The 12,276-nt window shown below is 66.0% G+C and carries 13 protein-coding genes and 1 tRNA gene; 8 read left to right on the forward strand and 6 right to left on the reverse strand.

Translation table 11 applies throughout. From position 1 onward, the window contains the following. Positions 1 to 27 precede the first annotated feature (27 nt). The gene (locus AC3WRR_RS13395; protein WP_010809358.1) at positions 28 to 792 is read right to left on the reverse strand and encodes an SDR family oxidoreductase; all 765 of its coding nucleotides are present in this window, start codon (positions 790 to 792) and stop codon (positions 28 to 30) included. Positions 793 to 957: 165 nt separating this feature from the next. On the opposite strand from AC3WRR_RS13395, the gene AC3WRR_RS13400 reads away from it, so the two are divergent. The 3 genes from AC3WRR_RS13400 to mdeB all read left to right on the forward strand — a co-directional run bounded on the left by AC3WRR_RS13400 (position 958) and on the right by mdeB (position 4,928). Then, positions 958 to 1,890 carry a LysR family transcriptional regulator gene (locus AC3WRR_RS13400; protein ID WP_011617130.1) on the forward strand — a complete coding sequence of 311 codons (933 nt, stop codon included), beginning with the start codon at positions 958 to 960 and terminating at the stop codon, positions 1,888 to 1,890. A 168-nt stretch (positions 1,891 to 2,058) separates the two neighbouring features. Further along, a complete protein-coding gene (locus tag AC3WRR_RS13405; RefSeq protein WP_492297215.1) occupies positions 2,059 to 2,448 on the forward strand; it encodes an Lrp/AsnC family transcriptional regulator in 390 nt (129 codons plus the stop codon). Then, entirely contained in the window at positions 2,337 to 4,928 is a 2,592-nt protein-coding gene (gene mdeB, locus AC3WRR_RS13410) for an alpha-ketoglutarate dehydrogenase (RefSeq protein WP_492297254.1), read from the forward strand. The genes AC3WRR_RS13405 and mdeB overlap by 112 nt, the downstream gene beginning before the upstream one ends. A 72-nt stretch (positions 4,929 to 5,000) precedes the next feature. On the opposite strand, the gene AC3WRR_RS13415 is transcribed toward mdeB, so the two are convergent. Continuing rightward, positions 5,001 to 5,255 carry a hypothetical protein gene (locus tag AC3WRR_RS13415; RefSeq protein WP_231881523.1) on the reverse strand — a complete coding sequence of 85 codons (255 nt, stop codon included), beginning with the start codon at positions 5,253 to 5,255 and terminating at the stop codon, positions 5,001 to 5,003. Between AC3WRR_RS13415 and ampC the strand changes: the two genes are divergently transcribed. From ampC to AC3WRR_RS13430, 3 genes are all read left to right on the forward strand, one after another. Next, a complete protein-coding gene (gene ampC / locus AC3WRR_RS13420) occupies positions 5,148 to 6,299 on the forward strand; it encodes a class C beta-lactamase (protein ID WP_492297256.1) in 1,152 nt (383 codons plus the stop codon). The genes AC3WRR_RS13415 and ampC overlap by 108 nt on opposite strands. Positions 6,300 to 6,456: 157 nt before the next feature. Next, a complete protein-coding gene (gene copM, locus AC3WRR_RS13425; protein ID WP_058697108.1) occupies positions 6,457 to 6,903 on the forward strand; it encodes a CopM family metallochaperone in 447 nt (148 codons plus the stop codon). Between the two features lie 36 nt (positions 6,904 to 6,939). Continuing rightward, entirely contained in the window at positions 6,940 to 8,319 is a 1,380-nt protein-coding gene (locus AC3WRR_RS13430) for a YncE family protein (RefSeq protein WP_011617134.1), read from the forward strand. Positions 8,320 to 8,354: 35 nt separating this feature from the next. On the opposite strand, the gene chrA is transcribed toward AC3WRR_RS13430, so the two are convergent. The 3 genes from chrA to AC3WRR_RS13445 form a co-directional block, all read right to left on the reverse strand. Further along, positions 8,355 to 9,587 carry a chromate efflux transporter gene (gene chrA / locus AC3WRR_RS13435; RefSeq protein ID WP_010809352.1) on the reverse strand — a complete coding sequence of 411 codons (1,233 nt, stop codon included), beginning with the start codon at positions 9,585 to 9,587 and terminating at the stop codon, positions 8,355 to 8,357. A 109-nt stretch (positions 9,588 to 9,696) separates the two neighbouring features. Then, a complete protein-coding gene (locus AC3WRR_RS13440; protein ID WP_011617135.1) occupies positions 9,697 to 9,909 on the reverse strand; it encodes a hypothetical protein in 213 nt (70 codons plus the stop codon). 25 nt (positions 9,910 to 9,934) lie between these two features. Next, the gene (locus AC3WRR_RS13445) at positions 9,935 to 10,558 is read right to left on the reverse strand and encodes a hypothetical protein (protein ID WP_010809350.1); all 624 of its coding nucleotides are present in this window, start codon (positions 10,556 to 10,558) and stop codon (positions 9,935 to 9,937) included. Between the two features lie 742 nt (positions 10,559 to 11,300). Between AC3WRR_RS13445 and AC3WRR_RS13450 the strand changes: the two genes are divergently transcribed. Together AC3WRR_RS13450 and AC3WRR_RS13455 are read left to right on the forward strand one after the other, a co-directional pair. Beyond that, positions 11,301 to 11,552 carry a hypothetical protein gene (locus tag AC3WRR_RS13450; protein WP_011617176.1) on the forward strand — a complete coding sequence of 84 codons (252 nt, stop codon included), beginning with the start codon at positions 11,301 to 11,303 and terminating at the stop codon, positions 11,550 to 11,552. Positions 11,553 to 11,727: 175 nt separating this feature from the next. Beyond that, positions 11,728 to 11,874 carry a DUF3096 domain-containing protein gene (locus AC3WRR_RS13455; RefSeq protein WP_010809333.1) on the forward strand — a complete coding sequence of 49 codons (147 nt, stop codon included), beginning with the start codon at positions 11,728 to 11,730 and terminating at the stop codon, positions 11,872 to 11,874. Positions 11,875 to 11,993: 119 nt separating this feature from the next. Here AC3WRR_RS13455 and AC3WRR_RS13460 read toward each other — a convergent pair. After that, positions 11,994 to 12,069, reverse strand: a tRNA-Met gene (locus AC3WRR_RS13460). Positions 12,070 to 12,276 lie beyond the last annotated feature (207 nt).

Below are 12,276 nucleotides of genomic sequence, written 5' to 3' on the forward strand. Positions count from 1 at the left end.
CCATGCTGGCCGCCGGCGCCGGTGGGGTCAGGTGCGCGTGATCGAGACGCCGCCATCCACCAGCGATGCCGTGCCGGTGACGAAAGCCGAATCGTCCGATGCCAGGTACAGCACCGAGCGCGCCAGTTCTTCCGGCGTGGCCACGCGCTTGAGCGCATGCAGGTTGGTGATGAACGCCTGTGATTCCGCGGTGTCGTTCATGGTGCGATACATGTCCGTGTCCACGGCGCCCGGCAGGATCGCATTGACGCGGATGCCCTGCGGCCCATACTCGGCCGCCAGCGCCTGCGTCAGGCCGATCAGGCCGGACTTGCTTGCCGCATACGCGGCCACGCCGGGAAAGGCGACGGTGTAGCCAACGAAGGTCGAGGTGAAGATCACCGAACCGCCGCCATCCTTCAGCATCTGTGCAAGCTGGTGCTTGGCGCCGAGGAATGCGCCGGTGAGATTGATGGCAAGGGTGTCGTTCCAGCCGTCTGCCGAAACCCCGGTGCTGGGCCCGCCCTCGCCGAGCGTGCCGGCGTTGTTGAAGGCGATATCCAGGCGGCCATAGCGCTCGACCGCCAGCGCCACCAGCGCGCTGGCGTATTCCTCGCGCCGCACATCGCCGGCGAGCGCCACCGCGTCGCCGCCGGCGTCACGGATCTGCGCCACCAGGCTGTCCAGTTCGGACTGGCGGCGGGCACCGACTACCACCCTGGCGCCCTCGGCGGCAAACAGCAATGCGGTGGCGCGGCCAATGCCGGCACTGGCGCCGGTAATGATGGCAACTTTTCCAGACAAACGTCCCATGATCGATCTCCGGTCTGGCGCGGGGGCAACTTGCTGGTCCACAGCGCCGGGTTTGCGGGTAGGGCAGCAGGAACCGTCCTGCTGCCTCGTGAAACCAGTATGGGCAACGCGCGTGGTTCGAACTAGACTGAAGATCGCGGAACAACTTTCCGGATATGCCGAACAATGTTCAAGCTAGAAGGTGTCGCCAGCTTTGTCGCCGTGGTCGAGGCAGGCTCTATCAGCGAGGCCGCGAGGCGGCTCAACTTGTCCAAGTCCGTCGTCAGCGAACGCCTGGCCGAGCTTGAAAAGGCGATGGGTGCCAACCTGCTGCGCCGGACCACGCGGCGGCTGTCGCTGACCGAGGATGGCGCCGCCTTCCTGGAGCGGGCCACGCGCATCCTGCATGAAGTGGAGGCGGCGGCAACCGATGTTGCCGAGCGGCGCGGCACCCTGGCCGGGTCGTTGCGGATTTCCGCGCCGGTCACATTTGGCCGGATGCACCTGGGGCCTGCCATCTATCCGTTCCTGGCCCGGCATCCGGAACTGGAGCTGAGCCTGGACCTGGACGACCGCCGCGTGGACGCGGCCACCGACAGTTATGACGCCGTGGTGCGGCACGGCCCGCTGGAGAGCTCGCGCCTGGTGGCATGGCAGCTTGCCCCCAGCCACCGCCTCCTGGTCGCATCCCCGGATTACCTGGCGCAGATGGGCGCGCCGGCAACGCTGGCGGAGCTGCAGCAGCACCGTGGCATCTTCTACGCCAACCGCGGCGCGGCTGACTGGCGCCTGCACGGCCCCGACGGCACCGAAATCGCCCGTGCCGCCGTTGCGCTGCGCGTCAACAACGGCGACATGATGCGAGATGCCGCCATCGCGGGAGTCGGCATCGCGTTGTTGCCGACCTTTATTGCCGGCGATGCCATCCGGCAGGGGGCGCTGGCCGTGATCGAGGTCGGCCTGCGGGCCGAGCCGGAATCCATTTATATCGCCCACCCGGAAGGCCGGCGGGTGTCGGCGCGGCTGCGCGCGTTTGCGGAGTGCGTGCGCACGGCCATCGGCAGTCCGCCGTACTGGGACGCATGGGCGCAGGCACGCGGGGAGGGCGCGGGAACCTGATGCCGGCTGCTGGCCGGGTTCCACGATCGCCATGTGGCGGCCCTGCAAGCCTGGAGGTTTGCCGCCCGCGCCGCGCGGCCTGTATTCTAGCGCTCTGCCCGGCGCCCCGTTTCCGCAAGGAGGCAGGGCGCCATGCACTTCACATCGAGCCGGCCAAACAGGAACCCCATGCAGGAACCCGAACTGGATGAAATCAATATCCGGATCCTCGAGGCGTTGCAGCGCGACGCCAGCCTGACCAACGTCGAGCTGGCCGCGCGCGTCAACCTCTCGCCGTCGCCTTGCCTGGCGCGCGTGCGCGCGTTGGAGCAGCGCGGGATCATCCGGCAGCGCGTGACGCTGCTCGATCCGCAGAAGCTTGGCCTCAACGCCTGCTCGCCCAGGCCATGCCCGACGGCGACGACGATCCGCAGGAGACGCGCGAATGGCTGGACGCGCTGGAGGCAGTGGTGGCGCAATGCGGGCAGGAGCGCGCGCGCTTCCTGCTCGGCCGGCTGCTCGATGCCGCCCCCGCGCTGGGTGTGTCGACCACGGCGCAGAGCAACACGCCTTACCTGAACACCATCCCGGTCGAGCGCCAGCCGCCTTATCCGGGGGATCTGGCGATGGAAGAGCGCATCACCGGCATCGTGCGCTGGAATGCCCTTGCCATGGTGGTGCGCGCCAACCAGGCCTACGGTGAACTGGGCGGGCATATCTCCAGCTATGCCTCGGCGGCGGACCTGTTCGAGGTCGGCTTCAACCACTTCTTCCAGGGCGCCGATGCCGGCAACGGCGGCGACCTGGTCTACTTCCAGCCGCACTCGGCCCCGGGCGTGTACGCGCGCGCCTTCCTGGAAGGACGCCTGTCCGAGGCCCAGCTCGACAACTTCCGCCGAGAGGCGGGGGGGCAGGGCCTGTGCTCATATCCGCACCCCTGGCTGATGCCGGACTTCTGGCAGTTCCCGACCGGCTCGATGGGGCTGGGCCCGATCCAGTCGGTCTACCAGGCGCGCTTCATGCGCTACATGGAGCACCGGGGGCTGCAGGCCACTTCGGGCCGGCACGTGTGGGGCGTGTTCGGCGACGGCGAGATGGACGAGCCCGAATCGATCGCCGCGCTGCCGCTGGCAGCGCGCGAGAAGCTCGACAACCTGACCTTTGTCATCAACTGCAACCTGCAGCGCCTGGACGGCCCGGTGCGCGGCAACGGCCAGATCGTGCAGGAGCTGGAAGCGCTGTTCCGCGGCGCGGGCTGGAACGTGATCAAGGTGCTGTGGGGCAGCGCCTGGGACCCGATCTTCGCGCGCGATCACTCCGGCGCGTTGCTGCGCGCCTTCGCCTCGACCATGGACGGCCAGTTCCAGACTTACAAGGCCAAGGACGGCCACTATGGGCGCGAGCATTTCTTTGGCCAGAACGAAGCGCTGAAGGCATTGGTCGCGCATATGACGCCGGATGAGGTGGCGGCGCTGAACCGCGGCGGACACGACCTGCGCAAGCTCCATGCGGCCTTTGCCGCGGCACGCGCGCACAAGGGCCAGCCCACGGTGATCCTGGCCAAGACCATCAAGGGCTATGGCATGGGCAATGCCGGCCAGGCGCAGAACACCACGCACCAGCAGAAGAAGCTCGACATCGAGGCGCTGAAGGCATTCCGCAGCCGCTTCGGCCTGGAGCTGTCCGACGAGGACCTGGAATCGATGCGCTTCTACCGCCCGGCCGAGGACAGCGCTGAGCTGCGCTACCTGCGCGAACGCCGCCAGGTGCTGGGCGGCTACCTGCCGGCGCGCCAGCGCCAGGCCGACACCGTGGCGGTGCCGCCGCTGGCGCAATACGGCCAGTTCGCGGTGGCGGCCGACCAGAAGGAGATGTCGACCACCATGGCAATGGTGCGCATGCTGACCGGCCTGCTCAAGGACAAGGCGCTCGGTCCGCGCGTGGTGCCCATCGTCGCCGACGAGGCGCGCACCTTCGGCATGGCCAGCCTGTTCCGCCAGGTCGGCATCTATTCATCGCAGGGCCAGCTGTACGAGCCCGAGGACGCCGGCTCGATGCTGTACTACCGCGAGGACATCCGCGGCCAGATCCTGGAAGAAGGCATCACCGAGGCCGGTGCGATGTCGTCGTGGATTGCCGCGGGCACCGCCTACAGCAACCATGGCACGGCCATGCTGCCGCTCTATATCTACTACTCGATGTTCGGCTTCCAGCGCATCGGCGACCTGATCTGGGCCGCCGGCGACCAGCGTGCGCGCGGCTTCTTGGTGGGCGCTACGGCAGGCCGCACCACGCTGTCCGGCGAAGGGCTGCAGCACCAGGACGGCACCAGCCACATCATTGCCGCCACCATCCCCAACTGCCGCGCCTATGACCCCGCCTACGCCTATGAGCTGGCAGTCATCGTCGACGAGGGCATGCGCGCGATGATGGAGCGCCAGGAGGACGTGTTCTATTACCTGACCGTGATGAACGAGAACTACGCCCAGCCGTCGATGCCGGCGGGCGTGGAGCGCGACATCGTGCGCGGCATGTACCGGCTTGCGCAGGTGGAAGGCGGCGGGCGCGCCAGGGTGCGGCTGCTCGGCAGCGGCACCATCCTGCGCGAGGTGGAGGCCGCGGCGCAGATGCTGGCCGAGGACTGGCAGGTCGACAGCGAGGTGTTCAGCGTCACCAGCTTCTCCGAGCTGGAGCGCGAGGCGCGCGAGACCGCGCGCCAGCGCCTGCATCATCCGCAGGACAGCATCGCCCCCAGCCATGTGGAAGCGCTGCTGGCCGGCGACGCGCCGGTGGTGGCGGCCACTGACTACGTGCGCGCCTATCCGCAACTGATTGCGCCCTACGTGCCGGCTCCCTTCACGGTGCTGGGCACCGACGGCTATGGCCGCAGCGACAACCGGCCGTCGCTGCGCCGCTTCTTCGAGGTCGATCGCGCCTATGTCTGCGTGGCGGCGCTGCGCGCGCTTGCGGCGCAGGGCACGGTGCCGGCGTCGGTGGTGGCCGAGGCGATCACGCGCTACGGCATCGACACGGACAAGCCTGCGCCGTCCTCGCTCTGATATCGCCGGCTTCACCTTGCAGGCCAGGCGGGGCGCTTCGGTGCGGGACTCCACATGCGACGGCGGCGGCTGTTAAGCTTTGTCCTTCTGCAGCCGCTCCAGTTGCGCGTCCGTGCCGCCACGGGCGCGCACCGCCATGGTCCGGCGCCGCCCCCCCAGCATGATCGCCAAGCGCCGGATATGAAACGGATTCCTGTTGCCCGCATCGCCACCATCGCCATGGCTTGCAGCCTCTTCGCGGCCAATGCCAGTGCCGCCGACAGTGTCGGCCAGCGCCAGATAGAACGCGCTGTGAACGATGCCATCCGCCCCCTGATGGCGGCGCACGGCGTCCCCGGCATGGCCGTTGCCGTCACGGCCGGCGGCAAGCGCTACGTCTTCAACTACGGCGTCGCGGCGAAGGAGGGCCGGCGCAAGGTCGACGGCGACACGCTCTTCGAGATCGGCTCGGTCAGCAAGACCTTCACCGCGACGCTCGCGTCCTATGGACAGGCCCGCGGCACCCTGTCCCTGGCCGACCCTGCCGGGAAATACCTGCCGGCGCTTGCGGGAAGCAGCCTGGGCGCGACCAGCCTGCTCGACCTCGGCACCTATGCCGCCGGCGGCCTGCCGCTGCAGTTTCCGGATGCGGTCACCGATACCAGGACGATGGTCGACTATTTCCGGGGCTGGCGCCCCAGATATGCCGCCGGCAGCCATCGCCAGTATTCGAATCCCAGCATCGGCTTGTTCGGCTACCTGGCCGCCAGCAGCATGGGCCAGCCCTTCGATGACCTGATGGAGAAGACGCTGTTCCCGGCGCTGGGCCTGGCCCACACCTACATCAGGGTGCCGAAGGCGCGCATGGGCGACTACGCCTATGGCTATTCGAAAGACGGCAAGCCGGTCCGCGTGACGCCCGGCGTGCTGGATGCCGAAGCCTACGGCGTGAAAACCACGGCGGCCGACTTGATCCGCTTTGTCGAAGCCAACATCGACAGTGCCGGCCTGGACGACAAGCTGCGGCGTGCCATTGCCGGGACGCACACCGGGTACTTCAAGGTCGGCGACATGGTGCAGGGGCTGGGCTGGGAAATGTACGCCTGGCCCACACGGGTCGACAGCGTGCTGGCCGGCAGTTCACCGCAGGTCGTGCTCGAGGCGAACCAGGTGAGCCGGCTGGAGCCGCCGCTGTCATCGCCCGCCGATGTGCTGGTCAACAAGACCGGCTCGACCAATGGCTTTGGCGCCTACGTGGTCTTTGTGCCGGCGAAGCGGATTGGCATCGTGATGCTGGCGAACAAGAACTTCCCGGTACCGGAGCGGGTAAAGGCAGCGTTTCGGATACTGGCGGCCCTGGACGGTGCGCCGGGACGGGCGGATACCCCGTAAGGGGAGGGTGGGGCTGCGTCACGCATCGCAGGCCTGTCCAGCGGCTGGTCCGCAAAAAATCCGGCTTTCCATGGAATAGTCCACGCCCTCCATGTGTATACGCAGGTACCCCCCGGCCGCCGGCTAACGCCAGGCCCGGTAGAAAGGAGACCCTGCAATGCAACGGAGAACCCCAAGCAATGGCGTCGGCACCGCGGCACGCATCGTGCCGGCGCTGCTTCTATGGGCTGCAAGCTTTGCCGCGCCAGCCCAGGAAGCCCACCACCATCACCAAACCACTGCGGGGCAGGTGCCGCCGCCCTTTGTCGCCAGCACCGCAAAACCGTTTGCCGGCCTGATGGGTGACGCCATGGCCGTAATGGATCACGGTATGGCGCAGGCAGCCATGAACGGCATCCCCGACCACGACTTTGTCACCATGATGATTCCGCACCACCAGGGCGCGATCGACATGGCCAAGGCGCTGCTGCTGTATGGCAAAGACCCGGAGTTGCGCAATCTTGCACAGGCCATCATCACCGAGCAGCAAAACGAGATCCGCCTGATGCAGGCCTGGCTCCAGCGCAGCCAGGCCAGGGCACCTGGCGCCACCAATCCTCGCTAACCGGCGGACATACACCGCCCGCTTCTGGACCGAATCATGAAAAGACATGCCCTTATCCTTGCCGTGGCCGCGCCTCTCGCAGTCGCCGCGCCGCAGCCACAGGATCGCGTTTACACCGCCGACCAGAACAGCAACACCGTTTCAGTGATCAATCCGGCGAGCAACACCTTGCTTGGGCAGATCCGCCTTGGCAACGCGCGGCCGGACGTGCTGTCGCCGCTTTACAAGGGCGAGCTCAATGTCCACGGCCTTGGCTTCTCGCCCGACCATCGGACCCTGATCGCGATCTCGAACGGATCGAATTCCGTCGCGTTCATCGATACGGCGACCAACAAGGTCAAGGGCATTGCCTATATCGGCCGCTCACCGCATGAGGGCTTCTTTACCGCGGATGGAAAAGAGGTGTGGGTAGTCGTGCGCGGCGAAGACTATATCTCCGTCATCAACCCGGTGACATTCCGGGAAACCCGCCGCATCCAGACCACGGCAGGGCCGGGCATGGTGCTGTTCCATCCTGCCGGCAAGCTCGCCTTCGTGGTGTCCAGCTTCAACCCCGTGGTGGATGTCATCGATGTCAGGGCACACAAGGTGGTCAAGCGCCTCAGTGTCACCAGCCCGTTCTCACCGTTCCTGCAGTTCACGCCGGACTTCCGCGAGGTGTGGATGACGCACAAGGACGTGGGCAAGGTCACCCGCATCGACACCGAGAAACTGGAAGTGAAGGGCGTCTTCGACTCCGGCTTCATCACCAATCACCTTGCCTTTGCCAGGACCGCGCGTGGCACGTTCGCCTATGTGACAGTGGGCGGCGAAAACGTGGTCAAGGTATTCACCACCGAGGCCGAACCGCGGCTGGTCGCGACCATTCCGGTCGGCGCGCTGCCGCACGGCATCTGGGCTGCCGATGACAGTTCACGCATCTATGTCGGGCTGGAAAACGGCGACGCCGTCGACGTGATCGACACCGCAACGAACCAGGTCACGACCCGCGTGCCGGTTGGCCAGGCGCCGCAGGCACTGGTCTATGTCTCCAACGCAGTGCCAGGCGGCGACGGGACCGCCAACCTTGTGCAGAGAGCGAACAGCGATCCGGTCAACATCGCCCTTAAACCGGTCCGTGGCGATGCCAAGGGCTTTGTGGTCGCGCGCAATCTCGGTGTCGTCGACGCATTGGAAGTATCCCTGTTCAAGCTGAAGCCGCAAACCACGTACAGCGTCTATGTCGCAGGGCAGGCCACGCCCGTGGCAAGCTTCCGCACCAATGCGGCCGGCATGGCCAACGGCACCGCCATTGGCCCGCTGCGCGAAGTCGTGACGACGCTTTCGCCAAAAAGCGCCGCGCCAGCGAAGCTGATCGTCATGGAGGGCGATGCGGCGGCGGATCCGGCCGCGGCGGTGTTGGTGAGCGTGCCGTGATCTGAGCGTGGCGACCTGGGTTGGCGGATCCCCGGCTAGAGCGCCAGGATCCACCCACCCAGCGCCGCGCCGGCCACCACCAGTACGGGGGACACGCGGCCGTAGACGAGCAAGCCGAAGGCCGCCAGCGCCAGGCCGAAATCCGCCTTCGAGTGGATCGCGCTGGTCCACACCGGGTCGTACAGCGCGGCGGCCAGTACGCCAACGACGGCTGCATTGATGCCACCCATCGCGCTCTGCACCCCGTCGCGCTGGCGCAGGCTTTCCCAGAACGGCAATGCGCCGGCCACCAGCAGGAACGCCGGCGCAAAGATCGCGAGAAGCAGTACCAGCGCGCCCACCCATCCACCCAATGGCGCGGGCGAGAGCGCCCCGAGGTACGCGGCAAAGGTGAACAGGGGACCCGGAACTGCTTGTGCTGCGCCGTAGCCCGCCAGGAATGCATCGTTGCCGACCCAGCCAGGGGGCACCACGCCAGCCTGCAGCAGCGGCAGTACGACATGCCCACCCCCGAAAACCAGCGCTCCGGCCTGGTAGAAGACCGACACGGCCGACACCGCCATCGAACCAGTCATTGCGGCAAGGGCCGGGAGCAGCACCAGCAGCACGCCGAACAACGCGAGAAGCAAAGCGCCGACCCGGCGACTCACACCGTAGTTGAGATGCTGGGCAGGAGGCAGATGGTTCAGCTGCAAGGTCCAGCGCGCAACCAGGCCACCCAGCACAATGGCGGCAACCTGGCCCACCGCACTTGGCACCGCGAGGACCAGAAGCGCGGCCACGACCGCGATGCCGGCACGCAGCCGGTCCGGACACAGCGACCTGGCCATGCCCCATACCGCCTGTGCGACAACCGCCACGGCCGCCACCTTCAGGCCGTGGACTGCCCCGGAATCCGCAACGCCGGACCAGCGCGCAATGCCAAAGGCAAACAGGACAAGTGCAATCGCAGAGGGCAGGGTAAAGCCCATCCAGGCGGCCAGCGCGCCAAGCCAGCCCGCCCGCTGCAGCCCCAGCGCCATGCCAACCTGGCTGCTGGCTGGCCCCGGCAGGAATTGACACAGCGCGACCAGGTCCGAGTAGCTCTTGTCGTCCAGCCAGCGGCGGCGCTCGACGAATTCGGCTCGGAAGTAACCGAGGTGCGCGATCGGGCCGCCGAACGAAGTCAGGCCAAGTTTCAGGAACGCCCGAAGAACCTCTGGAGCCGTGCCACGTGTGGTGGTTGCGTCAGCGGCGCGGTTTGAGTCCTGGGCGGGGTTGGTGGGCATCGGCGGTTTCTCGGTTAAGGCTTCATCGGCCAGTTATGCCTCCCAAATTCGGCCTTACCATATGCGGAATTCCTGTGGCTCCGCAAAAGGCGTGGCCGAGCAGTCGGCTTCAGTCCAACAAAAACCCGCCCTCGAACGGGGCGGCGTAGTTCGCGTCGGCGCGCAACGCTTCGAACTCCGGCATGTCCGCGAACGGCGTCACCCGTATATCGACCTGGCAGCGCCATTGCTCAAGCGAATCGGACTGGATGGCCAGTGCCAGGTGGCTCTTGTGCTTGCGCGACGGATACCGGAAACCGACCGGCGCTCCATCGCCAGTCAAGTCCCAATGATTTTTGACGTCGACATCAGCTGATCAGATCCGAACTGCGCGAGGGCAGCGCGGTCAACTGCGCGATCACCCAGCCCTGCCGCTCGCCGGCGGATTGTGCAAGGTGGCCACGCTGCGCGGCGGTAAGTGCCGCGCGCGATTGGAACGCCTTGCCCGCCAGCATTTCGGCAGGCGTCAGGTCGTCGAAGGCATCGACCGGGGTGACCCAGAACGCATGGATTTCGCTACTCGGCAGGTTCTTCATCTGGCGCAGCACCGGAACCAGCAGCTCCGGCACCGGCGGCGCGAATTGCCAGGCCGGGAAGGCGCGGCCGATCGCCTTGCCGCGCGGGGTGACACAGTAAAAGCGTGCATCCTCCACTGCGCGGTATAGTGTCGCCTGCGACATGGCCACCAGACCCTGTGCAATGACCTCCGAGGGCTTCAGATATGACACGGCGAGCCGGTTCTCGACATCTGCCGCCGGCGAGCCGGGGTGTCCGAGCGTTGCCGTCAGGCACTGGCGCACGATGTCCATCACGCGGGCACGTTCGCCCACGTCGATGGTGTGTTCCAGTTGCTCGTCGATGTCGTGGACCAATTTCTCGACCAGTTGGGGGCCGACCGCAATGGCGGCCGGCACGTGGGTACGCGGTGTCATATCAAACTCCATCAGATGACAACCCGGGGCGGGGCGAAGGCGGGGGGATGCTCGCTTCGCGATCAGATCGCGCACAGGACAACCGATCTTGGGCTAACGACGCTAGAGCCAACGCCAGGACGGATCGGGATTGGCACCTGCACTTTACTCAACTTTCTCAGGATTCTCAAGTTTCTCGCAGGGACCTTGCGCCGGTCGATCTGCCGCATCGTCATGGTAATGGCTCCTGCTGGCATGACGGGCTCCCGCGCGCTGGAAGCCGTCAAGCTTACGCCTGCCAAACTCGGACATTTGAACTTAGCCAGAACCGGACATTACTGCTTAGCCGCTACATTCTATGCGCGCATAATAAGTGTTATGTCAAATTAGCGTTGCCGCATCCCACCATGACTATCACAGCGTTTACCGCGACCCCTGACCCTATGTCTACGCCCCGCCACCAGTGACCGATGCCGAAACGCGCCCTCCCGGTGCGTAAACTATCCTCTGGGCATAGGTATGGATGTTCCTGTCGATACGAAGGAGCAGCAACGAGTACTACAGCGAATCCCTCGAATCGGTGTTCAGGATTCCATGGCAGGCCATCGACAACGCGTTCCGCCCGAGCGGCAGTCCTCCGCCCTGGAGAGGGTCAGCACCCGAGCCATCGCACCGCGGGCGAAATGGCAAAGGCGGCCAGCCGACGGGCCGCCCTTGGCCGCTTCGGCCTTTCCTCGTTACATGTCGGCATCAGGAGACACCCATGCTGGAGACGATGCTGAATCAGTTCCCTCCGCTGGAGCAGGAAGCTTTCCGCGAGACCTGTCTGCGTAACGGGGTCGCACCCGACGGATTTACCGTAACAGCGGTTGAAGACGCTGCAGGCGCTGGGCCGCCACGCAGGCGCACCGTCTCGGTAGGCTTCGGGAGGGAAATCCGCCAATACAACGGAAACCTGGGTGCGCAATGGACTGTCGATTTCGAGGACGACCTGCGATCGCGTGTGTTCGGCTGAGCTTTGCCTCTCTGCGCCACCGTTTTCATAGCTCGAGCACCGGAGCAAATCATGGCGGACTGATGGCAGGCATCAGCCTCGAAGCCACTAAGGTCACGAAGCTGGCTGCCATGTAACCACCAACAGCCGCCCCCAGGAGCGCCCGGCAGATCAACCCCAATCACACAGGCCCATCATGGACTTCATTACCAGCGCCGGCCCGCTAATCTCGTTGATCGCCGGCATCCTTATTCTTGTCATTCCGCGGCTGCTTAACTATATCGTCGCCATTTACCTCATTGTCATCGGCCTGCTCGGACTGTTTGGCGGGCACCTGCGCTGAGCGGGCCGGGGCCTGCGTCTGGTCGGGAGCTTGCCGGGTGTGCGGACGCCCCCCTCACCATCTTCCGGCATGAAAGCAAAAGCCCCGCGCGGATAGCTCCGGCGGGGCCTGGGCGAATATGGTTGCGGGGGCAGGACTTGAACCTGCGACCTTCGGGTTATGAGCCCGACGAGCTGCCAACTGCTCCACCCCGCGGGGCGAAATATACGCGGGTTGGCAGCACTTGGATACCCCTATTCCAAAAAACTGTGCAGATTGCCGAGCAGGTCTTCTCGGGGCGACCGCTTTTGACACTGTCATGAACGGGCCGCCACGAACGCGTCAGCCGCCCTGCCCGCGCTACCGGAGCGTCCACCCGATCCGGGCAAGACCGGCGGCGCGGCGCTGCCATCGAACCATTCG

Source organism: Cupriavidus sp. FW305-3-2-15-C-LB2 (assembly GCF_058787575.1).

Excerpts from the sequence above, each read along its gene's own strand:
- AC3WRR_RS13395 (WP_010809358.1), bottom strand. The coding sequence starts at position 792 with ATGGGACGTTTGTCTGGAAAAGTTGCCATCATTACCGGCGCCAGTGCC.
- AC3WRR_RS13400 (WP_011617130.1), top strand. The coding sequence starts at position 958 with ATGTTCAAGCTAGAAGGTGTCGCCAGCTTTGTCGCCGTGGTCGAGGCA.
- AC3WRR_RS13405 (WP_492297215.1), top strand. The coding sequence starts at position 2,059 with ATGCAGGAACCCGAACTGGATGAAATCAATATCCGGATCCTCGAGGCG.
- ampC (WP_492297256.1), top strand. The coding sequence starts at position 5,148 with ATGGCTTGCAGCCTCTTCGCGGCCAATGCCAGTGCCGCCGACAGTGTC.
- copM (WP_058697108.1), top strand. The coding sequence starts at position 6,457 with ATGCAACGGAGAACCCCAAGCAATGGCGTCGGCACCGCGGCACGCATC.
- AC3WRR_RS13430 (WP_011617134.1), top strand. The coding sequence starts at position 6,940 with ATGAAAAGACATGCCCTTATCCTTGCCGTGGCCGCGCCTCTCGCAGTC.
- chrA (WP_010809352.1), bottom strand. The coding sequence starts at position 9,587 with ATGCCCACCAACCCCGCCCAGGACTCAAACCGCGCCGCTGACGCAACC.
- AC3WRR_RS13445 (WP_010809350.1), bottom strand. The coding sequence starts at position 10,558 with ATGACACCGCGTACCCACGTGCCGGCCGCCATTGCGGTCGGCCCCCAA.
- AC3WRR_RS13450 (WP_011617176.1), top strand. The coding sequence starts at position 11,301 with ATGCTGGAGACGATGCTGAATCAGTTCCCTCCGCTGGAGCAGGAAGCT.
- AC3WRR_RS13455 (WP_010809333.1), top strand. The coding sequence starts at position 11,728 with ATGGACTTCATTACCAGCGCCGGCCCGCTAATCTCGTTGATCGCCGGC.